The 26154-nt window shown below is 57.9% G+C and carries 23 protein-coding genes; 17 read left to right on the top strand and 6 right to left on the bottom strand.

The annotated features are described in order from the left end of the window. The first annotated feature begins 352 nt into the window (after positions 1 to 352). Positions 353 to 1777 carry a calcium-binding protein gene (locus PG871_RS12725; RefSeq protein WP_270729825.1) on the top strand — a complete coding sequence of 475 codons (1425 nt, stop codon included), beginning with the start codon at positions 353 to 355 and terminating at the stop codon, positions 1775 to 1777. Beyond that, complete coding sequence (locus PG871_RS12730; RefSeq protein WP_270729827.1) at positions 1774 to 1908, top strand: hypothetical protein; 135 nt, start codon at positions 1774 to 1776, stop codon at positions 1906 to 1908. Before PG871_RS12725 ends, PG871_RS12730 begins: the two co-directional genes overlap by 4 nt. 75 nt (positions 1909 to 1983) lie before the next feature. Here the strand turns inward: PG871_RS12730 and PG871_RS12735 are convergent, their stop codons facing one another. The 3 genes from PG871_RS12735 to ccmI are packed head-to-tail and all read right to left on the bottom strand — an operon-like array spanning position 1984 to position 3934. Further along, a complete protein-coding gene (locus tag PG871_RS12735; RefSeq protein WP_270729828.1) occupies positions 1984 to 2217 on the bottom strand; it encodes a DUF1289 domain-containing protein in 234 nt (77 codons plus the stop codon). Beyond that, entirely contained in the window at positions 2214 to 2690 is a 477-nt protein-coding gene (gene ruvX, locus PG871_RS12740) for a Holliday junction resolvase RuvX (protein ID WP_270730892.1), read from the bottom strand. The genes PG871_RS12735 and ruvX overlap by 4 nt, the downstream gene beginning before the upstream one ends. 2 nt (positions 2691 to 2692) lie before the next feature. Then, positions 2693 to 3934 carry a c-type cytochrome biogenesis protein CcmI gene (ccmI, locus tag PG871_RS12745; RefSeq protein ID WP_270729831.1) on the bottom strand — a complete coding sequence of 414 codons (1242 nt, stop codon included), beginning with the start codon at positions 3932 to 3934 and terminating at the stop codon, positions 2693 to 2695. A gap of 178 nt (positions 3935 to 4112) precedes the next feature. Here ccmI and PG871_RS12750 point away from each other — a divergent pair, with 178 nt between their 5' ends. From PG871_RS12750 to PG871_RS12795, 10 genes are all read left to right on the top strand, one after another. After that, the gene (locus PG871_RS12750) at positions 4113 to 5360 is read left to right on the top strand and encodes a sarcosine oxidase subunit beta family protein (protein ID WP_270729834.1); all 1248 of its coding nucleotides are present in this window, start codon (positions 4113 to 4115) and stop codon (positions 5358 to 5360) included. After that, complete coding sequence (locus PG871_RS12755; protein WP_270729836.1) at positions 5360 to 5704, top strand: hypothetical protein; 345 nt, start codon at positions 5360 to 5362, stop codon at positions 5702 to 5704. The genes PG871_RS12750 and PG871_RS12755 overlap by 1 nt, the downstream gene beginning before the upstream one ends. Then, positions 5704 to 6033 carry a sarcosine oxidase subunit delta gene (locus PG871_RS12760; RefSeq protein ID WP_270729838.1) on the top strand — a complete coding sequence of 110 codons (330 nt, stop codon included), beginning with the start codon at positions 5704 to 5706 and terminating at the stop codon, positions 6031 to 6033. Before PG871_RS12755 ends, PG871_RS12760 begins: the two co-directional genes overlap by 1 nt. Next, positions 6030 to 9068, top strand: coding sequence for a sarcosine oxidase subunit alpha family protein (locus tag PG871_RS12765; RefSeq protein WP_270729840.1), 3039 nt, complete (start codon positions 6030 to 6032; stop codon positions 9066 to 9068). Before PG871_RS12760 ends, PG871_RS12765 begins: the two co-directional genes overlap by 4 nt. Beyond that, a complete protein-coding gene (locus tag PG871_RS12770) occupies positions 9061 to 9630 on the top strand; it encodes a sarcosine oxidase subunit gamma (protein WP_270729842.1) in 570 nt (189 codons plus the stop codon). The genes PG871_RS12765 and PG871_RS12770 overlap by 8 nt, the downstream gene beginning before the upstream one ends. Positions 9631 to 9922: 292 nt before the next feature. Next, on the top strand, positions 9923 to 10354 hold the full coding sequence (locus PG871_RS12775; protein ID WP_270729843.1) for a hypothetical protein: 432 nt from the start codon (positions 9923 to 9925) through the stop codon (positions 10352 to 10354). A gap of 83 nt (positions 10355 to 10437) precedes the next feature. After that, the gene (locus tag PG871_RS12780) at positions 10438 to 10869 is read left to right on the top strand and encodes a hypothetical protein (RefSeq protein ID WP_270729845.1); all 432 of its coding nucleotides are present in this window, start codon (positions 10438 to 10440) and stop codon (positions 10867 to 10869) included. A 108-nt stretch (positions 10870 to 10977) separates the two neighbouring features. Further along, positions 10978 to 11397, top strand: coding sequence for a hypothetical protein (locus PG871_RS12785; RefSeq protein ID WP_270729846.1), 420 nt, complete (start codon positions 10978 to 10980; stop codon positions 11395 to 11397). Between the two features lie 96 nt (positions 11398 to 11493). Next, positions 11494 to 12093: a superoxide dismutase gene (locus PG871_RS12790; RefSeq protein ID WP_270729847.1), complete on the top strand. Its 600-nt coding sequence runs from the start codon at positions 11494 to 11496 to the stop codon at positions 12091 to 12093. 259 nt (positions 12094 to 12352) lie between these two features. Further along, the gene (locus PG871_RS12795) at positions 12353 to 12754 is read left to right on the top strand and encodes a barstar family protein (protein WP_270729850.1); all 402 of its coding nucleotides are present in this window, start codon (positions 12353 to 12355) and stop codon (positions 12752 to 12754) included. A gap of 135 nt (positions 12755 to 12889) precedes the next feature. Here the strand turns inward: PG871_RS12795 and PG871_RS12800 are convergent, their stop codons facing one another. Continuing rightward, positions 12890 to 13441 carry a TIGR00730 family Rossman fold protein gene (locus PG871_RS12800; protein ID WP_270729852.1) on the bottom strand — a complete coding sequence of 184 codons (552 nt, stop codon included), beginning with the start codon at positions 13439 to 13441 and terminating at the stop codon, positions 12890 to 12892. Between the two features lie 98 nt (positions 13442 to 13539). Between PG871_RS12800 and PG871_RS12805 the strand changes: the two genes are divergently transcribed. Further along, complete coding sequence (locus tag PG871_RS12805) at positions 13540 to 15180, top strand: LysM peptidoglycan-binding domain-containing protein (RefSeq protein ID WP_270729854.1); 1641 nt, start codon at positions 13540 to 13542, stop codon at positions 15178 to 15180. A gap of 80 nt (positions 15181 to 15260) precedes the next feature. Beyond that, positions 15261 to 17081, top strand: coding sequence for an ABCB family ABC transporter ATP-binding protein/permease (locus tag PG871_RS12810; protein WP_270729857.1), 1821 nt, complete (start codon positions 15261 to 15263; stop codon positions 17079 to 17081). A 99-nt stretch (positions 17082 to 17180) separates the two neighbouring features. Here PG871_RS12810 and PG871_RS12815 read toward each other — a convergent pair whose 3' ends face one another. Both PG871_RS12815 and PG871_RS12820 read right to left on the bottom strand, forming a co-directional pair. After that, positions 17181 to 21023, bottom strand: coding sequence for an efflux RND transporter permease subunit (locus PG871_RS12815; RefSeq protein WP_270729859.1), 3843 nt, complete (start codon positions 21021 to 21023; stop codon positions 17181 to 17183). Further along, a complete protein-coding gene (locus PG871_RS12820; RefSeq protein WP_270729861.1) occupies positions 21023 to 22264 on the bottom strand; it encodes an efflux RND transporter periplasmic adaptor subunit in 1242 nt (413 codons plus the stop codon). Before PG871_RS12820 ends, PG871_RS12815 begins: the two co-directional genes overlap by 1 nt. 223 nt (positions 22265 to 22487) lie before the next feature. On the opposite strand from PG871_RS12820, the gene PG871_RS12825 reads away from it, so the two are divergent. Genes PG871_RS12825 through der form a run of 3 tightly spaced genes read left to right on the top strand, consistent with a single transcriptional unit; the run spans position 22488 to position 26016 of the window. After that, positions 22488 to 23165 (top strand): hypothetical protein, encoded by a 678-nt coding sequence (locus PG871_RS12825; RefSeq protein ID WP_270729863.1) that lies wholly within the window; start codon positions 22488 to 22490, stop codon positions 23163 to 23165. A gap of 25 nt (positions 23166 to 23190) precedes the next feature. Then, a complete protein-coding gene (locus PG871_RS12830; protein ID WP_270729864.1) occupies positions 23191 to 24489 on the top strand; it encodes a PQQ-like beta-propeller repeat protein in 1299 nt (432 codons plus the stop codon). Positions 24490 to 24537: 48 nt separating this feature from the next. Then, a complete protein-coding gene (der, locus tag PG871_RS12835) occupies positions 24538 to 26016 on the top strand; it encodes a ribosome biogenesis GTPase Der (protein ID WP_270729865.1) in 1479 nt (492 codons plus the stop codon). The last annotated feature ends 138 nt before the right edge of the window (positions 26017 to 26154 follow it).

Consider the following 26154-nt stretch of genomic DNA (forward strand, 5'->3'; position numbering starts at 1 on the left):
CAGCGGTCAGTCCGTCGCGTGCAGTTTCTCGCATCGGTTGTTTGGTCGGAATGCGGCGCCGGAGCGCGCCGCAGACGCTTGATGAGCGAAACCAGAGAATTTGGTCGCGATGCTCTCTTTTGGGCCGCCTGTCGAATTGCCGAAATGGCCGTTGCATTACTCAATCAGGAATTGATTCTTGTCGTTTCTGGTTGCCGTTTGGAAACAGAAAAACCAATTGAACGGGATCGGTGCTTATAGGGAAACAATCACACAAACTCCTGTAATTGAGGCAAAAATGTGTTAAATATTAGTGAACTATGTGTCGGGTGGAAAAATCCGGGGGGATTTGAAAATGCTATTAACTTTAAGTTTGCTGCTGGGAGTAGGTTTGGTCGTTTGGGCCATTGATGAAAGCGGAAGCGATGGTGGATCTTCCGTTAACGATGATGACGGCGGTGGCGATGATGAACCTGTAGATCCTGTAGACCCTGCGGATCCCTCGACGGATATCCTGGGAACACTGTCTGACGACGAAATCTCGGGGACCGAGGATGGCGAGGCCATTCAAGGCGATGACGGCAACGATACAATCAATGGCCTGGGCGGCAACGACCTTGTGTGGGGCGGTGGCGGCGAGGACAGCCTGACGGGTGGCTCCGGCAACGATTTGGTTGGCGGCGGAGACGGCGACGACTGGATCGCGGGTCGCAACGGCGATGATACCCTGATTGGTGGCGACGGCGACGACCGCATTATTGGCGGCTTTGGCGATGACGTGATGAATGGCGGCAATGGTGATGACGCGCTTAGCGGACGTGAAGGCGATGACCTGATCCGCGGCGGATCGGGCGACGACCTGATCGACGATGAAGAAGGTGAAAACACACTTCTTGGTGGTCTGGGCGATGACACCATTCTTGCCGGCGTTGGCGACGACATCATTGGTGGTGGGTACGGAAACGATAGCGTTGATGGCGGTGAAGGTGCTGATCTGATCGGCGGCGGCGAGGGCCACGATGTCCTCAACGGCGGCGTTGGTGATGATACTCTGGACGGTGGCCTTGATAACGACATGCTGGATGGCGGCGACGGCAATGACATGCTGGATGGCGGCGACGGCGACGATGTGCTGGAAGGTGGCATCGGGAACGACACACTGATGGCGGGCCTTGGCGACGACACTGCGAACGGCGGCGGCGGCAATGATGAGCTGTCCGGCGGCATGGGCGATGACTCTCTTTCGGGCGAGGGCGGTGACGACACTCTGTCCGGTGACGAGGGCGACGACACCTTGCTGGGCGGCGCGGGCGCCGACACGCTGACTGGCGGCCTTGGCGCCGACGTTCTAAACGGAGGGGCAGACGCGGATGTGCTGTTTGGCCTGAGCGTTGCGCCTCCACCAGAAAACCTGCCGGATGCTGGCCTGACGCTGGAAGACGATGGATCTGGCGACACGCTCGTCGGTGGCGATGGTGAAGACATGCTTTGGCTCGGTGCAGGAGATTCCGGTACGGGCGGCGAAGGCGGCGACAATTTTGTGTTGTCCATGCTGGAGTTTGAGGATGATGAGGTCTCACCTGTGATCGAAGACTTTGACCGGTTCGAAGATCAGATCATGGTGGTTGTGCCCTTCGGCGTGATCGGCACGATCGAAGTGACCGAAGATCCTGAAACACCAGGTGTGGCTATGATCAACTACGGCGGCGAAGTTCTGGCGTCGGTTGTGGGCGGCTACCCGTCATTGGCGGCGTCTGACGTGGTCATTGAAATCGCCACCGACACGACCGTGCCATGAGTTTTCTGGCTGATCTTCTCGCACAGCTTAATTGGGGGGCGCTGGTGTTTCTGGCGCCCATCCCGGTGGTGCTGCGCGCGGCAACACTGGCAACAGTGGCTGCACGTCTCTCAGAGCGCAACGCCCCCTAAGCGATCTCAGACAAACACACAAAAAAACCGCGTCCCTTGGGGCGCGGTTTTTGCTTTGGTCCTGCGGTTTGGGCGTCAGCGCTTGAGCCGCGCGTTCCGCCCACCGCGGCGTTTGCGCAAAAGCGGTGCGCGGCTTGGAAGCTCGGCCATAATGGCGCTGCGCTCGGTGGGTTCCATCTTGGACCAACGGGTGATTTCATCAATCGAGCGCAAGCATCCGGTGCAGATGCGCTCCTCAGGGTGCACCACACAAACTTGGATACACGGGCTCTCCACCTCGTTGCGTTTCCAGACGATGTCCTTGCTCACGATGCGCTCCTGATGTGCTTCAATCGGTCGAGGCTTCCTTGAAGGATATACCCGGCGGCCACGTGATCGATAACCTCTGCGCGACGTTTTCGTGTCGTATCCGCCTCAAGAAGAGCCCTTTCTGCAGCAACTGTCGACAATCTCTCGTCCCAAAACCCGATCGGGCAGGGCACCAGAGGCAACAGATTGCGGGCAAACGCGCGGGTCGATTGCGCGCGCGGGCCTTCGGATCCATCCATGTTGCGTGGCAAGCCAAGCACAATGCCAGCGATCTGGCGGTCTTTGACAAGCTCCACCAGCCGCTGTGCATCCAGCGTGAATTTCTTGCGCTTTACAGTTTCGATTGGTGTGGCCACGGTTTGCATCACATCCGACACTGCAACCCCAATGGTTTTCGTGCCTAGATCCAACCCCATCAGCGCCTGCATCTGGGGCAGGGCGGCAGCCATCTCTTCGAAGGAGTCGTAGATCACTGTCACGGCGCCACACCTGCGTTGCGCGCCCCTTCGCGCACCGTTTCCAGCGCAGCGGCATTGGACCCGAAGACCTCCTGCGCCTCTTCCCAGATCAGCGCGGCGCGCTCCCGTTCACCCAGCACTCCATAAGCCGAAATCAACCGCGCCCATTCTTCGGGCGAGCCGCCTTCGGTGGCAAGGCGTTCGGCAAGTTGCGCAACCATGTTGCTGATCATTTCCTGACGGTCGCCTGCCTCCATATCTTCAGCCGCTTCCATGTCTTCTGCCGTCGGGCCAGACAGGCCGGAACCGTGTGGGCCAGCGGCGGGAGGCAGTTGATAATCCTTCACCCCGGCAAACCACGACAGATCAAGAATGCGTTGCCGGATCGGCGCCACCCAAGGCGCATCCGGTGGGCTTTGTAGCAGAACCTGATCCCAAATGCGGAAGGTGGCGTCAGGCCTGCCGTTCTGCATCATCATCAGCCCCCAGTAATATCGTCCCAAAAGGCTGGTAGGTTCCAAGGCCAGTGACGCCTCCAGCGCGGCCTGTGCCTCGGGTGAGACATAGCCGTTGGTCGCGGAAATCAAGGTGTTGGCATAAACAAGGTAGTCCGAAGCTGTGGCCTCGTCGCCTTTAAGTCGAATAACCTGCGCCTGCGCTTGGTGGGACGCCACCAGATTGTTCAGGCTCGCCTCATTTCGCGCCAGCAACTGATAGCCGCGCAGATCATCGGGGCTTTCTTTCACGGCCGCGCGCAGCTTGTCCATCAGGGCGGCAAATTCCGGATCGGGTGTGATCGGCTCGCGCTTTGGCAAATTGCTTTCAACCTCTGCCTGCGAGGTTCGGTTGTCCATGCGGGCTTGCGCGTCGGCATGGCGCAATTGCAACGGCTGATCCGCCGCGCCGAGTTCGCCGATCGCAAAGTAGAGCCCAAAACTGCCCGCCAGCACGACACCCGCAAGCACGGCCACCAAAACCCGCTGCGCAGGCCCGCCGGAGCCGCCTTGGCTGCTTTCGGCCTGCAGTTGGGCGTCTGCGGTCAAAATACGGCGCGAGACCTCGGTGCGGATGCGCACGGCGTCGCCTTCATTGATCACGCCACGTGCGAGATCTTTGTCCACCTCTTTGAGCTGATCGCGATAAACGCGCAGGTCATAGGCTGCCGGATGCTCCTCATGCGCGGGGCGGCGCAGAACGGCCAGCGCGATCAACGTACAACAAACAACGGCAAAAGCGGCTGCGACTATCCAAAAAAGCATCGGACCTCCAGAAGTTAGCCTCACATCTAATGCCGACAGGCGGCAGGCAAAAGAGAAAATCACGCAACCGTCACCTCATGTCGCAACCGGATCGCAAATAGGCGCTTTAATCAGGGTGCGCCCCGATGCTGAGAGGGCATAAAATGACGAAAGTCCCGCCGTATCGGAATCACTGCTCATGAGACGTTATTCAGCATTTGCCATCGCCCGCGAAGCCGCCCGGTTTCACACCGGTTGGGAACGCGCGTGGCGCTCCCCCGAACCCAAGAAGAAATACGATGTGATCATCGTCGGCGCGGGCGGGCATGGCCTCGCCACCGCGTTCTATCTGGGCAAGAATTTCGGCATCACCAATGTGGCGATCATCGAAAAAGGCTGGCTGGGTGGCGGCAACACGGGGCGCAACACCACGATCATCCGCTCCAACTATCTGCAGGACAGCTCGGCAGCGCTTTATGAAAAAGCGCGCTCGCTTTATGAGACCATGTCGCAGGATCTGAACTACAATGTGATGTTCAGCCCGCGTGGCGTGATCATGCTGGCGCAGACCGAAAGCGAAATTCGCGGCTATCAACGCACAGCGCACGCCAACGCGTTGCAAGGCGTGACCACCGAATTCATCGGGCCGGAGCGGGTCAAAGAGCTGGTGCCGATCATCAACATCGATGGGCCGCGCTATCCTGTTCTGGGTGGTCTTTGGCAGGCGCGCGGCGGTACAGGTCGTCATGATGCTGTGGCTTGGGGCTATGCGCGGGCGTGCTCTGATATGGGCATGGACATCATCCAGAAATGCGAAGTCACCGGAGTGCGCCAAGAGGGCGGCAAGGTGACGGGTGTCGACACCACCAAAGGCGCCATTGATTGTGACAAGCTTGGGCTTGTCGTGGCTGGCAACTCGGGTGACTTGGCTAATATGGCGGGTTTCCGTCTGCCGATGGAATCGGTGGCGTTGCAAGCGCTTGTCAGTGAGCCGATCAAGCCCTGTATGGATGTGGTGGTGATGGCCAACACCGTACACGGCTATATGTCTCAGTCAGACAAGGGTGAGATGGTGATTGGCGGCGGAACCGACGGGTTCAACAACTACACCCAACGCGGCAGCTTCCATCACATCGAGGAAACCGTTCGCGCGCTTTGTGAAACCTTCCCGATGGTCAGCCGTCTCAAGATGCTGCGCCAGTGGGGCGGCATTGTCGACGTTACCGGCGACCGCTCGCCAGTGATTGGCAAAACGCCTCTGGGCAACTGCTTTATCAACGCGGGTTGGGGCACTGGCGGCTTCAAAGCCATTCCGGGCGGCGGCTGGGCCACTGCCGAGTTGATTGCGAAGGGTGAGCCGGGTCCGTTGAGCGCGGAGTTTGGTATGGAGCGGTTTATTGAGGGCCGGTTTATTGATGAGAGCGTGGCAGCGGGGGTGGCGCACTGATGGCGTTCAGTGAGACACAATTGCAAGAACTGTTGACGGCAGGGAGTAGTGCAAAAGGCATGCCCGCAATGTCGCTCATTGAGGTCGAAGGAATTGTCCCACTGCTACACGATCGAGGTTTCGTGGTTCAAAGCATGGAAGCATATGAAATCGTCGAAAGAGGTGAGCGCCATCCCTTGAATTTGGACGTTTCTCTCTTGGGACTGGAAGCCAAGGAAGAACAATTGGCGGCTAAGACAAAGACAGGAAACGCAGAGATCGTTTTCGATAAGATTGCACGTGCGCGAAAAACGGGTCGGGAATTCGAGCTTGTCCTGTGGATCGACGACATGGAGGACAAATAATGCTAACCCTTCAATGCCCCTATTGCGGCGTTTGGGCCGAGGAAACCGAGCTTCACGCCGAAGGTGAGGCTCATCTGAAGCGCTTTGGTCCCGAGAGCGACGACGCGGATTTCGAGAGCTACCTCTTCATGCGCGAAAACCCCAAGGGGGTGCATTTTGAGCGCTGGCGGCACGCATCAGGCTGCGGCAAATTCTTCCACGCGGCGCGCTCCACGACGACGCTTGAGGTGTTTGGCACCTATTCGGCGCAAACGCTGGAGCCGCCCAAAGACATCAAAGACAAAATCTCGGCCAAATATCCCGGTTGGTCGTGGAGGGAGTTCTCATGAGCACACGCCTCGCCACTGGCGGCCGTCTGTTGAACAAAGCCAAGCAGGTCACGTTCAGCTTTAACGGCAAGCAACTCACCGGATACGAGGGCGACACGCTCGCCTCAGCTCTTCTGGCCAACGACCAGATGCTGATGGGCCGCTCGTTCAAATACCACCGCCCGCGTGGCGTTGTCGCCTCGGGCGCCGAAGAGCCAAACGCGCTGGTGAACCTTGGCGCTGGTGGCAAATTTGAGCCCAACCAACGCGCCACCACGACAGAGCTTTACGACGGGCTGAGCGCCACCAGCCAGAACCACTGGCCGTCGCTTGAGTTTGACGTGGGCGTCGTTAACAACTACGCCGCGCGGGCCTTGCCCGCGGGGTTTTACTACAAAACCTTCATGGCGCCCGCAGCGGCGTGGAAACACGTCTTTGAACCGATCGTGCGCCACTCCGCCGGTCTGGGCAAGGCGCCCAAAGATCGTGATGCCGACCGCTATGAACATTACTACGCCTTCTTTGACGTTGTGATCGTCGGCGGCGGTGTCGCTGGTCTGCAAGCTGCCAAAACCGCAGGACTGGCGGGTGCCTCTGTGCTCCTGATGGAACAGACTGCGTTTTGGGGTGGCCGTGCGCCTGTTGATGGCGGCGAAATCGATGGCAAAGCTACCGACGACTTCATCGACGCGACCGTGACTGAGCTGGAAGCGATGGACAACGTTACGCTCAGAAACCGGATGATGGGGGCAGGGGTCTATGACCACGGCTATCTCCTTGGCTATGAACGTCTGACCGATCACGCGCCTGCTTTGGCTGGTCCGCGTCACCGACTGTGGCGCATCCGTGCAAAACAGATCGTGACCGCGACAGGTGCCATCGAACGTCCATTGTCGTTTGCTGGCAACGACATTCCCGGCGTCATGCTGGCGAGCGCCGTGCGCGACTATGTGGCGAACTTTGGGGTTTCTGCGGGCGACCGCACCGTGGTTGTGACCAACAATGACGATGCCTACCGCACAGCGATTGCGTTGAAAAACGCGGGCCTTGATGTGCCGGTGATATTGGATGCCCGCGCCACAGGCGGTGGCGCCTTGGCGGAGGAAGCCAAGGCACTTGGTATCCGCGTGGAAAACGGCAAGGCCATTGCCAAAGTCAAAGGCGGCAAGCGCGTGACTGGCGTGGCAATTTGTGCGCAAGCGGGCGAAGGATCTGTGTTGGAGGACATTGCCTGTGATGCGGTGGCCATGTCTGGCGGTTGGTCGCCAGTGGTGCACCTGTGGTCGCACTGTGGCGGCAAGCTGAACTGGAACGAAAAATACGCGATGTTCCAACCCGATCCCAACCGCCCACCTCTAAGTCACGATGGTAATCCATTTGTGGTGCCAGCCGGATCAGCGGCAGGCGCACAAACCGATACGGACTACGAAGGTTTTTCTCTTTTTGAAACACTGAGAACGGCCCATGACGCTGCCAACAAGGTTTGTCAGGCTTTGGGTCTAAACGTGCCGGACTTAAAAACTCCGAGTGTGTCAGAGCATGATGAAGTGGCATTGGAGCCTGTCTGGCTGATGCCACAGGGCGCAGGGACAAAACTGCGCATGAAGGCCTGGTTGGATTATCAAAACGACGTGAAAGTGTCCGATGTTCGGCTTGCGGCCCAAGAAGGCTATGAAAGCGTTGAGCACACAAAACGCTACACCACTTTGGGTATGGCGACCGATCAGGGTAAATTGAGTAACATCAACGGTCTCGCCGTGCTTTCTGATGCGCTCAATCAGCCCATTCCAGCGACGGGCACAACCACGTTCCGTCCGCCATACACACCGATCTCGATGGGATCGATTGCCGGCGAGGCCCGCGACGAGGTGTTCCAACCGCTGCGCCGCACGCCGATCCATGACTGGCACGAAGCCAACGGTGCGTTCTTTGAACCAGTCGGCCAATGGCGTCGCCCGTATTGCTTCCCGCGTGGCAGTGAAACCCACGCCGACGCGGTAAAGCGCGAGATCAACCAGACCCGCAATTCCGTGGGCCTTCTGGATGCATCGACGCTTGGCAAGATCATCGTCAAAGGCCCGGACGCGGGTAAATTCCTCGACATGATGTACACCAACATGATGTCCACCCTGAAGCCGGGCAAATGCCGCTATGGCCTGGTGTGCAACGAGAACGGGTTCCTGATCGATGACGGAGTTGTGGCGCGCATCGATGAGGACACGTTCCTGTGTCACACCACCACCGGCGGCGCCGAGCGCATTCACGGCTGGATGGAAGACTGGCTGCAATGTGAATGGTGGGATTGGCAGGTGTTCACCGCCAATGTGACCGAGCAATACGCGCAAATTGCCATCGTCGGACCTAATGCTCGCAATCTGATCGAGAAACTCGGCGGCGACATGGATGTGTCCGAAGAGGCGCTGCCCTTTATGGCGTGGAAAGACGGCAAGATCGGCGCGTTTGACGCGCGGGCCTATCGTATCTCTTTCTCAGGGGAGCTCAGCTATGAAATCGCTGTTCCGGCAAGTCAGGGTCGCGCCTTTTGGGATGTTGTCATGGAATTCGGCAAAGAGTTCGACATCATGCCATACGGAACCGAAGCGCTGCATGTGATGCGTGCCGAGAAGGGCTTTATCATGATTGGCGACGAAACTGACGGTACGGTCATTCCGCAGGATCTCAACATGCAGTGGGCGATTTCCAAAAAGAAAGGAGACTTCCTTGGCAAACGCGCGCAGCTGCGCGATCACATGGCCAGCCCGGATCGCTGGAAACTGGCCGGTTTTGAAACGCTGGATGGGTCTGTCATTCCGGACGGGTCTTATATCGTGGCTGAGGGCAAAAACGCCAACAATCAGCGCAACGTGCAGGGCCGTGTCACCTCGACCTACTATTCGCCGACACTGGACCGTGGCATCGCCATGGGGCTGGTGCATGGCGGCATGAACCGATTGGACGACGTGGTGGAGTTCAACAAGGTGGACGGCGGCACAGTCGCGGCCCGCGTGGTCGATCCGGTGTTTTATGACAAAGACGGGGAGAAGCAAAATGTCTGAGGCAGTGAGCGCGCTCTCCGGCGCAGAATTCAAAGGCTTTGCATCGGTCACCGAAACCGGTCTTCGCGGCATGATAACCGTGCGTGGCGATCTTGCATCCAAGGCAATGACCGCTGCGATCAAAGCGGCAACAGGCGCGGATGTGCCGGCGCAACGCAAAGTGGCAGTCGGCGGCAAGGGCAAGGTCGCGTGGATGTCTCCGGATGAACTGTTGGTGGTCGTGGACTACGCCACTGTGCTGGACACAGTCGCCACATTGAACGCCGCGCTCTCGGGCGGTCACGCGCTTGTCGCCAACGTCTCTGATGCACGGGCAGTGTTTGAAATCCGCGGGGTTGGCTGTCGCGATGTGTTGGCGAAACTGGCACCGGTTGACCTTTCGCACAGCCGCTTTGCTGCAGATGAAATCCGCCGCACCCGCATTGCCCAAGTGCCCGCCGCATTCTGGCAAACAGAGTCAGACGCGTTTGAGGTGATCTGTTTCCGCTCTGTCGCGCAATACGTGTTTGATGTGCTACGCTTGTCGGCAACAAAAGGCGGCGAAGTCCACCATTTGGGGTAATCCAACAACGCAAAAAGTGACCGGCCGGCGGCACACTTGGTCGAGACGGGGTCCGTTAAACCATAGTTTTGCGGCATTTGACCTTGACGCTTCTTAGCGTCGGGTCCCAAATAGCCGCCATAAATAGGAGATTTCCGGTATTCGCGATTCTATTTTTGCGATAGTGACTTCGGATATTTCTGTGACAAATGGGGGATGCGCTTTGGGACGGCGCTTTGATGCGAAACTGTTTTCGCAATTTCGCACGCCTGTATCCATGCAAAACCCGCGAAAGATCAAACGGAAGATACTAATGAATAAACTTGCTCTTGCTGCAACTCTTGCAACTGGCCTCGCAACCTTGGCCGGACCTGTTTTGGCAGCTGAAAAGGCGTTTGTCTGTGAATACAGCAGCCGCGGATATGGCGGCTGGGTCGGCGACGCGGCGCTCTTTATCTTTGATGAGGAAAAAGGCACTGCACAGGCTTATGACGGCTATATCAAAGAGATGCACGGCAAACCGATCGACGTAAGGATGAAACGCGCCTCGACGAAACGGATGGAATTCTATTGGGAACTAAAGGACATTCCGTCCAGATTTACCAGCGGCGAAACGATCCCCGTGGATGTAAAATATCGCGGCTCAATCAACCTGAAAACAATGCAGGGCACCTTGCGGGCAACGCCTTCTATTGACGTTCGCAACAACACAAAGGCGGCCGGAAAATGTCGCCCTGCCAAATAGTTTGCACAACTCGGTAAGTATTTTTTGGGCGGCACAAGATTAATTTCCTGTGCCGTTAATTCCCAACCGAAAGACCAACACTCATGACTAAATCCGGATCCGGCGTCGCAGCATTTGCGACTGTCTTTCTATCCGCCGCTGCGGTCTTTGCAGCGCCTGTTGAATATCACTGCGACTACAAAGTGCACGGACAGGGCGGCTTTCTGTCTGAAAAGGCCATTTTCTTTGTGGACGAAGCCAAAGGCACTGCAAAGGCCTTCGACAACTTGGTTTCAGCCTTTCACAGAAAACCGATAACGGCGGAGCTGTCCCATCCTACCAAGAAGCGGATTCAACTCGATTGGAAAGTTGAGAACGTACCAATTAACACCGATTTCAAAGAAAACTTTGAGGTGAATATTACCTACAAAGCGACGATCAATGTCACTAACAATACGTCGAAGGTCAAAGCTCGGATAGACCGCGAACTCCGTAACAATCTCAGCGCATCAGGTCGCTGCACGGTCAAAAAGTGATCCGTGACGCGGCTGGGTTTGGCACCAACTGGTTGCTCCAGACTTGATTTAATCATCCGGACAGGGCCTCTTATCGTAGCAAGACTAAACCTACGGAAAGGGATGTCCATGAAGTCATTCACCCTAACATGTTTGGCCGCTGTGGTCTGTGCGCCCTTGGCGGTCGCGCAGACCTTTGACTGCAGTTTCCCGCGGCAAGGCGCCAACGAATGGATCCGCAGCCGAATTGTTGTTGCTATCGATGGCGGCAACGTCACCGTTTTTGACAGTTTGATAAATCAGGAAAATGGCGGTCCCATTCCTGCGACAGTGCAGACGAATACAGAAAAACGCCTGACCCTGCGCTGGAAACTCAAAGGGGTGAAAACCGAATTGGGTTACGGTCCATCGCTGAATTATTCGCTGAGTTATTTCAAACAACGAGACAAGGCGACCGCCAACCTGAACGCTCCGGGGATCGATGTTCTGAATTATCTGGGCGTGTCACCGGAATATTTCAGCGCCCAAGGCACCTGCAAACGGCGCTAAAACACAGGTCAAATCCCCGCTTTAGACTTGACCTCACCCCAAAATCCCCCGCATCTGGGGGCAGACAAAATTCGCGCAACAGAAGAGGATGCTGCAATGGCTTTTCAACTCCCTGATCTTCCCTACGCCCACGACGCTCTGGCTGACAAAGGCATGTCCGCCGAGACGCTGGAATTCCACCACGATCTGCACCACAACGCCTATGTGACCAACGGCAACGCTGCGATTGCTGGCACCGAGTGGGACGGCAAGTCGCTGGAAGAAATCATCGTTGGTACATATGACGCCAACGCGGTTGCCCAGAACGGCATCTTCAACAACATCTCCCAGCTGTGGAACCACAACCAGTTCTGGGAAATGATGGGCCCTGGCGCAAACGCCATGCCATCTGAGCTGGAAAAAGCTCTGGTTGAATCCTTCGGCTCGGTTGACGATTTCAAAAAGCAGTTCTCCGCCGCAGGTGCTGGTCAGTTCGGTTCCGGCTGGTGCTGGCTTGTGAAAAACGCAGACGGCTCGCTGGCAGTGACCAAGACTGAAAACGGCGTGAACCCGCTGTGCTTCAACCAGACTGCACTGCTTGGTTGTGATGTTTGGGAACACTCCTACTACATCGACTTCCGCAACAAGCGTCCTGTTTACCTGTCCAACTTCCTGGACAACCTAGTGAACTGGGAAAACGTCGCATCGCGCATGTGATCTGCTAACGCATCAAGGAAAAGCCCGCCGACAGAGATGTCCGGCGGGCTTTTTCTTTTCGAGTTCGCAAGTGGATTTGGTTCCGATAGTTTCAATGCAGGCACTAGATCGACTGCGGCGAATGACTGCGCTGAGCATAAATTGCATGAGTTCTGCATTGCAGCGAATGTCCGGTCCTAGGACTAGTGTGCTTGTGTCTCACCGTTCTGTTACTCTAGATGCGGCGATGGTTCAGGAAACTTGGAGGAAATACCACAGCATGAAGACTTTTCGCATCGACGGTGAACAGTTCTCGACGCTTGAGGAATTTTACGACGAGGTCAGCAGTGTTCTCATTCCTGGGACCGAATGGGGCCACAATCTGGATGCCTTCAACGACATATTGCGTGGTGGTTTCGGTACGCCGGACCAAGGCTTTATCTTAATTTGGGAAAACTCTGAGGCTTCGAAACGGCGTTTGGGATACTCGGAAACCGTTCGCCAATTGGAGCAGCGTCTCGAACGGTGCCATCCAACGAACCGAAGTTCAGTCAAAGAGCAATTGAGACAGGCACAGAACAACGAAGGACCAGTTGTTTTCGACTGGCTAGTTGGGATTGTCCGTGCGCACGGAGTTGATGGGGAAGAGGCAGAGGATAATGTGATCCTCAAACTGCGATAGCAAAGCCGCCATTGGTGCGAGCGTAGGGAATTCACACTATGTCCCGCACAGCAGACTTTGGTTCTGATCTCTGCGAATGACCGTTTATCTCTCGCCAAAACGGTTTGTGGACACCCCCTTTAAGAGTTTGGATGATCAGCCGAACGCCTGCGTCAGGCGCAATTCAAGCTCCGTCACCGTGTCCACCACCTGCACAAAGCCCTTGAGGCTTTCCTCGGCAAAGCCCTGTTCAATGACGTGATCCAATAGCCCCACCAGCGGGTTCCAAAACCCGTTTACGTTCAACAACAGGATCGGTTTTTCGTGCAGCCCCAACTGACGCCATGTCAGCACTTCAAAAAACTCATCCAACGAGCCCGCGCCGCCCGGCAAAACCACCAAAGCGTCGGAATTCATGTACATCACCTTTTTGCGCTCGTGCATGTTTTCGGTGACGATGAAGCGGTTGAGGTCGCGCTTGCCAACCTCCCAGTCCAGCAGGTGCGTTGGGATCACGCCAAATGTCTCGGCCCCCGCCGCCTGCGCTGCATTGGCCACAGCACCCATCAACCCAACGTCGCCGGCGCCATAAACCAGCCGCCAATCATGCGCCGCCAGCCGTGCGCCTAGCGCATCAGCCGCGTCCAAATAGGCCGGATCAGCCCCCGCACGTGAGCCACAAAAGACACAGACAGAACGCTTGGTCATGATTTTCCTCAATATGTTCAAACTCTTTTGACCAGCATTACCCCTGTTGCTAATGTCGCTCAACCAAGATGAACGCCGAATTCGGGGGATGAGGGCGGATGAGCAAGATCGCGACATTTATAAGCAGCAATGCAGCATTGGTCGGCGGCGGTGTCGCCGCGACCGCGGTCGCCGTGATTGCTCTGGTGGCCTCCGGTGTGCTGACAGCCCCCGAAGAGGCGGCTCCAGATCCACAAGACACCACCGTAGCCGCTCCGGTGACAGACGAGGCCACGGCCCCGATTGCCGAGGTCAACGAGGACGCGGCTGACCCTGCGGCGACGCCTGCGCCAGTGGTGCAAGAAACACCGTCGGAAGAAGTGGCAACATCTGAGCCCGAGCCTGAGGAGGAGACGCCAGAGGCTGACGCGGCACCGGACGAGGTCGCTGCTGTGGCCACGCCAGATCCTGCGCCGGAACGGACGATCGCTGAACCCGTGATTTTGCCGGCTTTCGATCTGGTGCGCATCGCGCCGGATGGCGAAGGTCAGATCGCAGGCACCGCCGCGCCAAACGCAGAAGTCGTCCTGCTTTTGAATGGTGTTGAAATCGCCAAATCTGCGACTGACAGCGCTGGAAAATTCTTTACTTTCATATCTTTGGGGCCCAATCCTCAACCGAGCGAACTCCTGCTTGTCGAGCGACGTGAAGATGGCGATCTGATGTCGGAAAGCGCGTTTCTTGTGGCCCCGATTGCCGCACCAGTGGTGGTGGCAGAGGCCGCAGAGCCGGAGGATGAACCTAAGGTCGCCGAACAGGTTGTCACCGCTGAGGCCGAACCCGCGAACGCCACGCCCGATGTCACGACAAAGCCTGCTGAAGAAACGTCTGAGGAAAGTGCTCCTGACCAAAACGTCGCCGCACAGGACGTTGTGGAAACGGCTGAAGAGGAAACCGCTGCGGCCGCGCAACCTGAAACCCCGAAAGCACCTGCTGTTCTGGTGTCTGACGCTGACGGTGTGCGGGTGGTGCAACCTGCAACGGCTTCGGATGCGGCTGATGTGACCTCAGCAGTTTCGATTGATGCCATCAGCTATTCCGACAGCGGTGCGGTTGTCGTTGCCGGTCGCGGCCTCGCCGAAGGGTTTGTGCGGCTTTACTTGAACAACGCGCCGGTCGAAACAGCGCCTGTTGATGAGGCCGGACAATGGCAGGCAGAGCTGCTGGACATCGACGCAGGCCTTTACACGTTGCGCGCGGATGAAGTGGACGCATCCGGCAAAGTGCTGAGCCGTGTCGAAACGCCATTCAAACGCGAAACGCCCGAACGCGTGGCCCAGGCCCGTCAGTTGACCGAAACCGGCGAGGAACCGCAGGCCGATCCCGAGGTCACGACCACAAGTGCCGCTCAGGAGAGCGCCGAGGAGGTCGCATCGCAGCCTGAAGCCGAAACAGTGGTCGCAAGCGAGCCCGAAGCGCCGAAAGTTGAAGAGGCACCTCAACCTGTTGCTGCATCGCAGCCTGAAACGGCTGCGGAGCAACCAACACCAGCGCCAACTCCGGCACCTCAGACTGCTGAGACGCCGAAACAGCCAGCGGTTCAGATCATCACAGTCCAACCGGGCTCGTCCCTTTGGGCGATCGCGCGCGAACGCTACGGCGAAGGCCCGATGTATGTGCGTGTTTTTGAAGCCAACAAAGACAAAATCCGCGATCCCGATCTGATTTATCCGGGGCAGGTGTTCACCGTTCCAGAGTGATCTGTGCATCTGCACGGGTGGTATTCCGATGAGCCGGGCAGTAACGTCGCCCGGCTCATTTATTTTGCAAGGCAGGCAGCATGGCCCAGTGGCACACCGCATCTGACGAAGAACTCGCGCGAAATGAACAGCGCTCTGGCTGGCGCACCGTACGCAAAGTGGCGCCGTATCTTTGGCCAAAGGATCAGGCGTGGGTAAAATACCGTGTGGTGCTGGCGATGCTGGCGCTTTTGGCGTCCAAGGCAATCGCCGTCTACACCCCCATGCTTTACAAAGGCGCCGTCGATGCGCTGGCCGAGGAGGCCGTATCTCCATTGGTTCTGGGCGCCGTTGGCCTGACGATTGCTTATGGTTTGGCCCGGCTGATGGCCAACGGGTTTCAGCAACTGCGCGATGCGGTTTTTGCCAAGGTGGCACAGCGTGCCCTGCGTCAGCTCGCACTGGAGACCTTTGAGCACATTCACCGCCTCTCGATGCGCTATCACATCACTCGCAAAACAGGTGGCCTGAGCCGCATCATCGAACGTGGTGTCAAAGGCGTCGAATTCCTGTTGCGCTTTATGCTGTTTTCTATCGGTCCGCTGATATTGGAACTGCTGCTGATCGGCGTGATCCTTGCGGTGGTGTTTGACATCTGGTATCTGGTGGTGGTCGCGGTCACCATCGGGACGTATGTGGCATTTACGTTCAAGGTCACTGAATGGCGGGTAAAGCTGCGCCGCCAGATGAACGATCAGGACACCGACGCCAACCAAAAGGCCATCGACAGCCTGCTGAATTTCGAGACCGTCAAATATTTTGGGGCCGAGAAACGCGAAGCCGCCCGCTATGACGCCGCTATGGCCGGCTATGAAGAAGCCGCCCTCAAGACGTCTTATTCATTGGCGTTCCTGAACTTTGGCCAATCTTTTCTGATCACCACCGGTCTTGTTGTGGTGATGGTCATGGCGGCCAACGGTGTTGAGAACGGCACGTTGACGGTGGGCGATTTTGTCATGGTGAACGCCTATATGATCCAGATCACCATGCCGCTGAATTTCCTTGGCACGGTGTATCGTGAAATCCGCCAAAGCCTTGTGGACATGGGCGAAATGTTTGATTTGCTGGGCCAGCCCAGCGAAGTGTCAGACAAGCCAGACGCAAAGCCGGTTGATGTCTCAAAGGGGCGGATCGAACTGGATAGTGTGGCCTTTGGTTATGATCCGGAGCGCGCCATCCTAAAGGGCGTCAGCCTCACGGTTGAGGGCGGCAAAACCGTCGCAATTGTAGGCGCGTCGGGGTCGGGGAAATCCACCATCGGTCGGCTTCTTTTCCGGTTTTATGACGTACAGGGCGGAGCCCTGCGCATCGATGGCCAGGACGTACGTGATGTGACACAGGAGAGCCTGCATGACGCAATTGGTGTGGTGCCGCAGGACACGGTGCTGTTTAACGACACCATTCGCTACAACATCGCTTACGGGCGCGACGGCGCCACCGAGGACGATATCATTGCCGCCGCCAAGGCCGCGCAGATACATGACTTTATCGCATCGCTGCCGGAAGGCTATGAAACAGCCGTTGGTGAGCGGGGGCTCAAGCTGTCGGGGGGTGAAAAGCAACGTGTCGGCATTGCCCGCACGCTGCTGAAAAATCCACCGCTGCTGTTGCTGGACGAGGCCACATCGGCGCTTGATACCGAGACCGAGCAAGACATCAAAGAAGCGCTGGCGCATGCGGGGCAGGGGCGCACGGTGATCACCATCGCCCATCGCCTGAGCACCATCGCCGAAGCCGACCGGATTGTGGTGCTGGAAAATGGCGAAGTCGTGGAAGAAGGCACGCACTCTGATCTGCTGGACCGGCGTGGACGCTACGCCCAGCTTTGGCAACGACAACTGAGCGAAGACGCCGTTGGCTGAGACCACGAAAAAGGGCCAAACCTTCGCTGAAGGTTTGGCCCTTTTTCTATCTGCGCAACAACAGGCCTTCTGAAAAGACCCTTGGCCCGTTTGACCGTCTTACTCTGCCGCCTGAAGCCCGTCAGGCCCCTTGCGCGGTGTCTCGTCGCCGTCCTTCGCATCCCGTGGTGCTTCGACCTCCGGTGCAAGTTCCTGCGCCTGATCAGTCAGCGCCGCCTCGGCAGCAGCAATATCTTCGGCAGTTGGTTCAGGCTTGGCAGGCGCATCGTCTGTCGCCGCTTCGAGCGGAGTGTCCTCGTCCCAAAGCAATACTGGCTGCTTCACCTTGCGCGCGGCACGTCGCAGCGCCCAATCCTGACCGGCTTTGCTGGCACTGCCAAGAGACAGACGTTTGAGCAGCATCATCATCCACTGGAAATATGTGCCTGCCCAAACGCGGATCGCCAACATTGACGGCGTGAACACCAGCGTCAGCACGGTGGCGATGCCAAGTCCAAACACCACAGCTGTCGCCAGCTGCTTCCACCACAGTGACGTCGGGCTGTCGATCGCATAGCCGCCATTGATGAAATCAAGGCTAAGCCCGTACATCATCGGCGCCAGACCGGCCATCGTGGTGATGGTGGTCAGCAACACCGGACGGATCCGGCTCTGTGCTGTGCGCACGATGGCTTCAATGCGCGGCATATATCGCGAATATTCCTGATAGGTGTCGATCAGAACAATGTTGTTGTTCACCACAATCCCCGCCAAGGCCACGATGCCGGTGCCTGTCATGATGATCGAAAACGCCTGATCCATGACCAGCATGCCAATCAACACACCCGTGGTCGACAAAACCACAGCCAGCAACACGAGGAACGCGTTGTAGAAGCTGTTGAACTGCGCCAGCAGGATGATGAACATCAAAAACAATGCGCCCATAAAGGCCGAGCTGAGGAATGCCTGACTTTCGGCCTCGTCCTCTTGATCGCCGGTCCATTCCCAGGCAACGCCCATCGGCAACGGGTTGGTTTCAAGCCATTGCGTCAATGTGTTGATGCGTTCGTTAGGGGTCATGACTTCGGCCACAAACCCCTTGTCGGCCCACTCCTGTTTGAGCGCTTCATCGCCGTTCCAAATTTCGGTCTCGATGGCTTCGCGCTCGTTGGTCTCTGGATTATGCAAAATCGTCAGCCCACTGCTCACGCCTGCTTTGACGTCGAAATAGCGGGTCTGATCGACGCGGTTGATCTCGGCCAGTTTGGCCACCGGCTTGCGGGTGACAAAATTGGACAGCGGCACCAGCCCTTCGGCGGTGCGTACCTTGAGCGTATCTAGCGTGCTCAGGAAACGGTCCTCTTCCGGCAAACGTACACGGATCTCGATCTCTTCATCCGAACTGTCCACGCGCATGGTGTCCAGCAAGATACCGCGGGTCACCAGCTGTACCATACCGCCGACGGTGGCAACGTTGGCGCCATACCGACCAGCCTTGGCCACATCCACCGAAACCTCCCAGTCGATGCCCGGCAGGGGGCGGGTGTCTTCGATGTTGATCAGGCCAGCGGTCTGATCCATTTCCGTGCGCACCAGCGTCGCCGCCGTGATCAGGTCTTCCCAATCGTCGCCCTTAACCCGCAAGTGCACGGGCTTGGCAGAGGCCGGACCGCGCGACGCTTCGAGAATTTCGATCTTTACACCGGGGATTTTTTCAAGCTCGGCGGTCAGCTCGTTCAAAATGCGGTGGCCGCCAAACCGCTCGTCTTTCACTTCGCGGTTGATGGCATAGTTGATGCCCGGAATGGTGATCCAAGGCTCAGAGCGTATCGGGCGATCTTCCCACGGAATCGTCTCGATCTGGATCTGACCAATCATGTCCTTGGGCGCCTGTGCGCCGCCCGTGTTGGTGTTCAACCCGCCCTCGCCAGCAAAGGCGAACGACGACTGAATTCCCGGGTGGGCAAGCACAACGCTTTCGGCCTGTTTGACCAAAGCATCTTTTTGTTCCAACGACAGGTTGCCGCGTGCGAGCACATAAACAATCGCCTGTTCGGGTTCGGATTCCACAAAGAACTCAACGCCTTTGTTGTTTTCTCCAAAATAAGAGAAGACAGTCATCACCACAGCGATGACCGCAGCGACAGACACCAATGGCATGATGGGGTTACCCGCGATCAGCTTGATGAACCAGCCAAAGGGCGACAAGCGGTAGCCAGCTTTGACTTTGTTGCGCTTGCGTTCAATCCGCGCCGCGCCCAACGTGACCGACGCTGCGAAAGCGCCCGCAAGAAAAATTACGAAGCCCGGCAAGATTGAGGCGATGCCTTCGACGGGTGGCTGGCCGTCAAACAAATAGCCTGGGTTTATGATCTGCAACGCGCCGATAAACACCAGATAAAGCGACGGCGGCACCAATGCGGCCCGAACGAGCCAAGGTGTACGCGCCCGAAGCCCTTCGGAAGCATTGTGAAACACGCGGCTCAAACGGCCGGAAACACCGCCCATAACCGGCAAGTAAACCAAGGCCACCACCAGTGAGGCTGACAGAACAAAGATCAGCGTAACGGGCAGCATGCCCATGAACTGACCCGGCACACCGGGCCAGAACAGCATTGGCAAGAACGCACAAAGCGTTGTCGCGGTTGAGCTGACAATCGGCCAGAACATCCGCTTCGCAGCTTCGACATAGGCGTGCATCGGGCCCACACCGGCTTTGATCCGTTTGTCGGCGTATTCCACAACAACAATGGCGCCATCCACCAGCATCCCCACAGCCAGAATGAGGCCGAACATCACGATGTTTGAGATGGTGATTTCCATCGCTGCCAGCAGCGCGAAACACAAAAGGAACGAGGTCGGGATGGCAAAACCAACCAACAGCGCGGCGCGGGTGCCAAGGGCTGTCAGAACCACAATCATCACCAGCGCAATCGCCGTCAGAACCGAGCCTTCAAGCTGGCTCACCATCGAGCCGACAACGCGGCTTTGGTCGTTGGACGTGCCGACATGAACTGCGGACTGCAATTCCGACGGCCAGTCGGCACTGGCGTTTTCCACAAGGGTGCGCACTTCGGCGGCCGTGTCGATCAGGTTAAAGCCTTTGCGCTTCACCACCTGCAACGCCACAGTGGACTCGCCGTTAAACCGCGCGGTACCGGCGCGGTCTTCAAACGTCAGATTGATTTCCGCCAGATCGCCCAACGTGACCACGCGGTCGCCATTTGTCTTGACCGGCAAGCCATAGACATCGCGCGGCTCGCTAAAGGAGGACGGGATTTTAACTGCGAATGTACCCTGCGCGCTGTCGATTTCGCCGGCGGCAATCAACTGGTTGTTCTGCACAACCACGTCGATCAGCTCTTGCGCGGTAACGTTGTAGCTTTCGAGCCGCAACGGGTCGATCACCACCTCCAACATCTCGTCGCGCTGTCCGGCAATACCGGCCTCAAGCACCGCATCAAGCCCTTCGATCTTGTCTTGCAAGTCTTTGGCAATGCGGAACATTGTGCGTTCCGGCACACGTCCGGTCAGGTTCACGATTACAATCGGGAACTCAGAGAAGTTGATCTCGTTAATCGTATATTTTTCAAAGCCTTCGGGGAACTTCCCTTCGGCTGTGTTCATGGCCTCGCGCACGTCGGCCATGGTTTTGGACTTGTCCCAGCCGAATTCGAACTCAAGGAAAATACCGGCATAGTTTTCCGATGCGGTGGCCGACATTTTGTCGAGCCCGTCCAGATCGGACAGCTCGGTTTCCATCGGTTTGACCAGCATCGACTCGCTGTCGGCTGCGGAAATGCCGGGGAAGGGGACAGAGACAAACAGGCCAGGGATCTGAATGTCCGGTTCACCTTCTTTGGGCAGGCCCCAATAGGCATAGCCGCCCACCACAAGGGACAGCACGATAAAGGCCAGAACCATACGGGCCCGTTCAGCGGCCCAATCGACGATACCAACCATCAGGCGGGCTCCTCATAAAACGGCGCGACGGCGACGCCTTTTTCGACGTATTCCTGACCGATGATAATGATGTTGGCTTCATCAGGTGGCCCTTCGACCCAAATACCTTCCGGCACATCGCGCAACAATTCAACCGCAACAAAATCGACAATGTCGCCTTCGCCCACCAACCGGACGCCAAGCGTGCCTTCGTCGTTCAACGTCAGTGCCGATTGCGGGATCAGATGTGCTTCGGCACCGTCTGACGCGATGTAGATCTCGGCGGTTTGCCCGTCGCGGATGCGCAGATCATCGTTGGGAACGGCAACTTCGACGCGGAATGTGCGGGTCAACGGGTCTGCCGAGCGTGACACAAAGGTCACCTGACCGGTCACTTGCTCACCGGTGGTCAGCTTTGCACCCGCCAAAGCGCCGACGTTCACGCGGTTGACCTCGGTTTCCGGCACAAAGCCGACGATGCGGATCGGATTAAGCTGAATGACGGTTGCGCAAAGGTTGCCCGACTGAACGAGGCTGCCCAATTCTGCGGTGTCGCTTTCCAAAAGTCCGGCGAATGGCGCCGTCACGGTCAGCCGTTCGATATCGCGCTGTGCCGCCGCCACCAACGCTTCCGCTGATTCGATGCCCGCTTGCGTAGACTCCAAACCGGAACGCGCCGACTGTACGCCGGCTTCTGCCGCGCGCACAGACGCCGCTGCAGAGGCCACGCGGGTCGAGGAGGCAAAGCCGCCTTCGGACAGTTTTCGCGCCGCATTGTCGTTTATCATCGCTTCTTCAAGGCGGGCTTCGGCCTCGGCCACAGCTGCCTGAGTTGACGGTCCGCGCGCCACCGCTTCGGCCAGCCGCGCCTTCGCTTCGGCCAGGATAGCCGTCCGTGTGCCGGCTTCGAGGCGGCACAATTCCTGGCCCCGCTCCACATGCGAACCGCGGCGCAGCGGCTCGGATATCACCAGCCCACCGGTTTCGGCGCGCACTTCCACGGAGCGGTTGGCCTGGGTTTCGCCGCGCAAAACGACCGCGCTGTCGATCGAGGTGGTGACGGACCGAATGGCCACAACCCGCACCTTGCCGTCCGCGACGTCGGTGCTCGGTGTCTCGGGGGCGTCGGTGGTTTCTGTTGCCTCGTCCGTGGTCGCGCTGGCCCCGCCAGACGCAAAGCTGCGCAGCATGTCGCGTTCCACAACCAAAACAAAAAGAAAAACGGTCACAAGGATCGCTGTGAGTGCCGGAATCAGGCGCATGTGATATTCCCTGTCAGTTCGCGCAAAATCTTTCACCGACATATTGGGTACAACATCGGCGGAAACAAGCTCATCTGCGAAAAACTGAACTGATGGGTTCAGATTTTTTCAATTTTTGTCCAAGCGCAAGCGAAGTTGTTGCCGATTTGCCGCGCCCCTTGGCAGGTCGGAGACAAACGGATAAGAGGGTGCAAACTCAACAATAATGCGGCGGGAGAGCGGCGTGAGCGACACAGACAGTTTCATCGAAGAAGTGACCGAAGAGGTCAAACGCGACAAGCTTTTTGCGATGATCCGACGCTATGGCTGGGTGCCGGTGCTGCTCGTGCTTCTGATTGTAGGCGGAGCTGCCTACAACGAGGTGCGCAAGTCGCAACAGCAAACGGCAGCTCAGGCCAGCGGCGATGCGATTCTGGCGGCCCTTCAAAGCAACGACAGCAACGCCGCCGCTTCGCTTGAGTCGCTCAAGACCGACTCGGCACAGGCACAAGTGGTTGCGGATCTGCTGCTTGGTGCCGAACAGATCGGTGCGGGTGATGCCGCCAGCGCCGCTGAAACATTTGACGCGATCGCTCTGTCGGGCGGAGACGTCCCGGCAATTTATCGCGATATCGCGGCCTTCAAATCCATTCTGGCCCGCGCGGGCGATCTGCCAATGGCTGAACGCCGCTCCGCCCTTGAAGCATTGGCAAATCCCGGCGCGCCGCTGTCGCTTTTGGCGCAGGAACAGCTGGCACTCGCAGACATCGAAGACGGCGATCAGGAAGGCGCAATTGCGCGTTTGAACGGCATCGTTGAAGACGCATCTGTAACCGCAGGCTTGCGTCGTCGCGCTTCTCAGTTGATTGTGGCGTTGGGGGGAACACCCGCGGACGTCTCAGGCGCCGGATTTGATCAATAAGAATTACCTGGTGGGGGCCGGAGCAGTGAATAGCAAGACATGGATCATGGCGGCTGTGAGCGTGGCGCTTGTGGCCTCCTGCGCGAAAAAGGAAGTCGTACTTCCGGGTGAACGTGAAGATCTGCGGACGCTCGCGGCGGAAATTGAAAACACAGCACCAGCCATCAGCCTCGCAAGTCAGACCAAAAATTCCAGCTGGACCCATCGCATTGGCACGCAGAAATATCGGGTCAACAATGCTGCGCTCTCGGCCACGCCGTCGCTGGCTTGGTCCGCACCCGTTGGCAAAGGTAACAGCCGCAAAAACCGGATCACCGCAGACCCTGTGGTCGTGGAAGGTCGCATCTTCACGATGGATTCCGAGGCCACACTGACCGCGACCTCTACCGGTGGCGCCATGCTTTGGACCCGCGATCTGACACCAGCACGCGACAAGGCGGACAACGCCTCGACCGGCGGATTGGCCTACGGAGAAGGCCTTCTTTTTGCCACCACCGGCTTTGGCTCGGTGCGCGCGTTTGATCCAAAAACCGGCGCTGATGTGTGGGAGCAAAAGCTGCAAGCGGTCGGAAGCGGCACGCCCACGGTTTTTGGCGGCATTGTTTATGTCGTGTCCGGTGATGCGACTGGCTGGGCGATAGACGCCAAAACCGGCAAAGTCATCTGGCAAGCAATTTCACTGCCCAACGTGCAAAACGTTCAAAGCCCGGCAGCCCCTGCCGTCAGCGACCGCTTTGTGTTTTTCCCATTTGGATCCGGTGAATTGCAGGCCGCTTTCCGTCGTGGCGGCGTCAGTCGCTGGAACGCGGGCCTGTCTGACACCCGTCCGGGACGCGCCTCAAATCGGGTTGGCGACATCTCGAGCGATCCCGTTGTTGTTGGCTCCCGCCTGTATTTGGCCAACCATTCCGGTCGTATGGTCGCGCTGGACACGGAAACCGGTGAACGCATCTGGACCGCAGACGAAGGCGCGCTCAGCCCGGTGTTTCCAGCCAGCAACTCGTTGTTCTTTGTCTCTGACCGCAACCGCCTGATCCGGATGGACGCACGCGACGGCACCCCGATCTGGAACATCGAACTGCCATATTTCGTCAAAGACAAGCCGCGGCGTCAGGCAGAACTGCATGCCCATTACGGGCCGATCATCGCAGGCAGCCGTCTTGTGGTGGCCTCCTCTGACGAGATGTTGCGTCTTTTTGATCCCAAGTCTGGTGAGCAAGTCTACAGCGCCGAAATCCCCGGTGGGGCAGCAACAAATCCGGTTGTGGCCAATGGTGTGCTCTACATCGTCAGCCGCAAGGGGCAATTGCACGCTTTCCGTTGACGCAATAATACTATATCGGAGCGACTTCAGACGTTCCGGAGACCTGTTATGAGTTTCAGCCTCGCCATCGTGGGCCGCCCAAATGTGGGCAAATCCACGCTGTTTAACCGCCTTGTTGGCAAAAAGCTGGCGTTGGTCGATGACCAACCCGGGGTCACGCGCGATTTGCGCGAAGGCGAGGGACGTCTTGCAGACCTTCGGTTCACGGTGATTGACACTGCAGGCCTTGAAGATGCCACCGACAATAGCCTCGAAGGCCGCATGCGCCGCCTGACCGAGCGTGCGGTGGATATGGCGGACGTGTGCCTGTTCATGATCGACGCCCGTGCAGGTGTGACGCCGACTGACATGATTTTCGCGGAAATCCTGCGCAAACGCTCGGCCCATGTGATCCTTGCCGCCAACAAAGGCGAAGGCTCGGCTGCAGATGCGGGGGTGATCGAGGCCTATTCTCTGGGACTGGGCGAGCCGATTCGCCTGTCAGCGGAACATGGCGAAGGTTTGAACGATCTTTACACGCATCTGATGCCCATCGCGGATGAGTTTGCAAAACGTGCCGAAGATGCCGACGACGAGATCGAGATCGACGTCGATCTGGACGAAGACGCGGAATATGACGAAGACGCGGCTTTGCCGTCCGAGCTGATCACAGAGCGGCGTCCTTTGCAGATCGCCGTGGTTGGTCGCCCGAACGCGGGTAAGTCCACTTTGATCAACAAGATCGTTGGCGAGGACCGCCTGTTGACCGGTCCCGAGGCGGGCATCACCCGTGACGCCATCAGCCTGCGCACCGAATGGTCCGGCACACCGATGCGGATTTTTGACACCGCCGGTATGCGTAAAAAGGCCAAGGTACAGGACAAGCTGGAAAAGCTGTCGGTTTCGGACGGCTTGCGCGCTGTGAAGTTTGCCGAGGTCGTCGTGGTTCTTCTGGACGCAGCGATTCCTTTTGAACAACAAGACCTGCGCATCGCCGATCTGGCCGAGCGCGAAGGCCGGGCCGTAGTCGTGGCCGTGAACAAATGGGATGTTGAGGACGCCAAGCAGGAAAAACTGCGCGACCTCAAAGAGTCCTTCGCCCGTTTGCTCCCACAACTTCGAGGCGCCCCGCTGATCACCGTGTCGGCCAAGACGGGCCGCGGTCTGGAGCGTCTGCATGATGCCATTCTGCGCGCCTATGATGTGTGGAACCGCCGCGTGTCGACTGCGCATCTCAACCGCTGGCTCTCGGGCATGCTTGAGCAGCACCCGCCGCCCGCACCACAGGGCAAGCGCATCAAGCTGCGGTATATGACGCAGGCCAAAACCCGTCCGCCGGGTTTCGTGGTGATGTGCAGCCATCCCGACAAAATGCCGGACAGCTATTCCCGCTATTTGGTCAATGGGTTGCGCGAAGATTTCGATATGCCAGGCACACCGATCCGCCTGACAATGCGCGGGCAGGGGGACAAGAACCCGTTCAAAGGCCGGAAAAAATCTACGCCTTCGCGTCTGCGCAAACACATCCACGGCCGCGATTCCCGCTAACGCGCGGGGATTGCATGTGTTTCGGGTCGGGTAGCCCCCCATTTGGCAAGCGCAATTTTCGCGCTATAGTCGCGGCAACGTGATCCAGTCACGTTGTCGATACGTATTTTGAAAGCCACCCGTCGAAGACGGTTAAGC

It is taken from the genome of Shimia sp. Alg240-R146 (genome assembly GCF_947331465.1).
GTDB lineage: Bacteria > Pseudomonadota > Alphaproteobacteria > Rhodobacterales > Rhodobacteraceae > Shimia.

Excerpts from the sequence above, each read along its gene's own strand:
- PG871_RS12815 (WP_270729859.1), bottom strand. The coding sequence starts at position 21,023 with ATGGTTGGTATCGTCGATTGGGCCGCTGAACGGGCCCGTATGGTTCTG.
- PG871_RS12750 (WP_270729834.1), top strand. The coding sequence starts at position 4,113 with ATGAGACGTTATTCAGCATTTGCCATCGCCCGCGAAGCCGCCCGGTTT.
- PG871_RS12790 (WP_270729847.1), top strand. The coding sequence starts at position 11,494 with ATGGCTTTTCAACTCCCTGATCTTCCCTACGCCCACGACGCTCTGGCT.
- PG871_RS12730 (WP_270729827.1), top strand. The coding sequence starts at position 1,774 with ATGAGTTTTCTGGCTGATCTTCTCGCACAGCTTAATTGGGGGGCGCTG.
- PG871_RS12780 (WP_270729845.1), top strand. The coding sequence starts at position 10,438 with ATGACTAAATCCGGATCCGGCGTCGCAGCATTTGCGACTGTCTTTCTA.
- PG871_RS12805 (WP_270729854.1), top strand. The coding sequence starts at position 13,540 with ATGAGCAAGATCGCGACATTTATAAGCAGCAATGCAGCATTGGTCGGC.
- PG871_RS12760 (WP_270729838.1), top strand. The coding sequence starts at position 5,704 with ATGCTAACCCTTCAATGCCCCTATTGCGGCGTTTGGGCCGAGGAAACC.
- PG871_RS12775 (WP_270729843.1), top strand. The coding sequence starts at position 9,923 with ATGAATAAACTTGCTCTTGCTGCAACTCTTGCAACTGGCCTCGCAACC.
- PG871_RS12810 (WP_270729857.1), top strand. The coding sequence starts at position 15,261 with ATGGCCCAGTGGCACACCGCATCTGACGAAGAACTCGCGCGAAATGAA.
- der (WP_270729865.1), top strand. The coding sequence starts at position 24,538 with ATGAGTTTCAGCCTCGCCATCGTGGGCCGCCCAAATGTGGGCAAATCC.
- PG871_RS12755 (WP_270729836.1), top strand. The coding sequence starts at position 5,360 with ATGGCGTTCAGTGAGACACAATTGCAAGAACTGTTGACGGCAGGGAGT.
- PG871_RS12770 (WP_270729842.1), top strand. The coding sequence starts at position 9,061 with ATGTCTGAGGCAGTGAGCGCGCTCTCCGGCGCAGAATTCAAAGGCTTT.
- PG871_RS12800 (WP_270729852.1), bottom strand. The coding sequence starts at position 13,441 with ATGACCAAGCGTTCTGTCTGTGTCTTTTGTGGCTCACGTGCGGGGGCT.
- PG871_RS12795 (WP_270729850.1), top strand. The coding sequence starts at position 12,353 with ATGAAGACTTTTCGCATCGACGGTGAACAGTTCTCGACGCTTGAGGAA.
- PG871_RS12765 (WP_270729840.1), top strand. The coding sequence starts at position 6,030 with ATGAGCACACGCCTCGCCACTGGCGGCCGTCTGTTGAACAAAGCCAAG.
- ccmI (WP_270729831.1), bottom strand. The coding sequence starts at position 3,934 with ATGCTTTTTTGGATAGTCGCAGCCGCTTTTGCCGTTGTTTGTTGTACG.
- PG871_RS12820 (WP_270729861.1), bottom strand. The coding sequence starts at position 22,264 with ATGCGCCTGATTCCGGCACTCACAGCGATCCTTGTGACCGTTTTTCTT.
- PG871_RS12785 (WP_270729846.1), top strand. The coding sequence starts at position 10,978 with ATGAAGTCATTCACCCTAACATGTTTGGCCGCTGTGGTCTGTGCGCCC.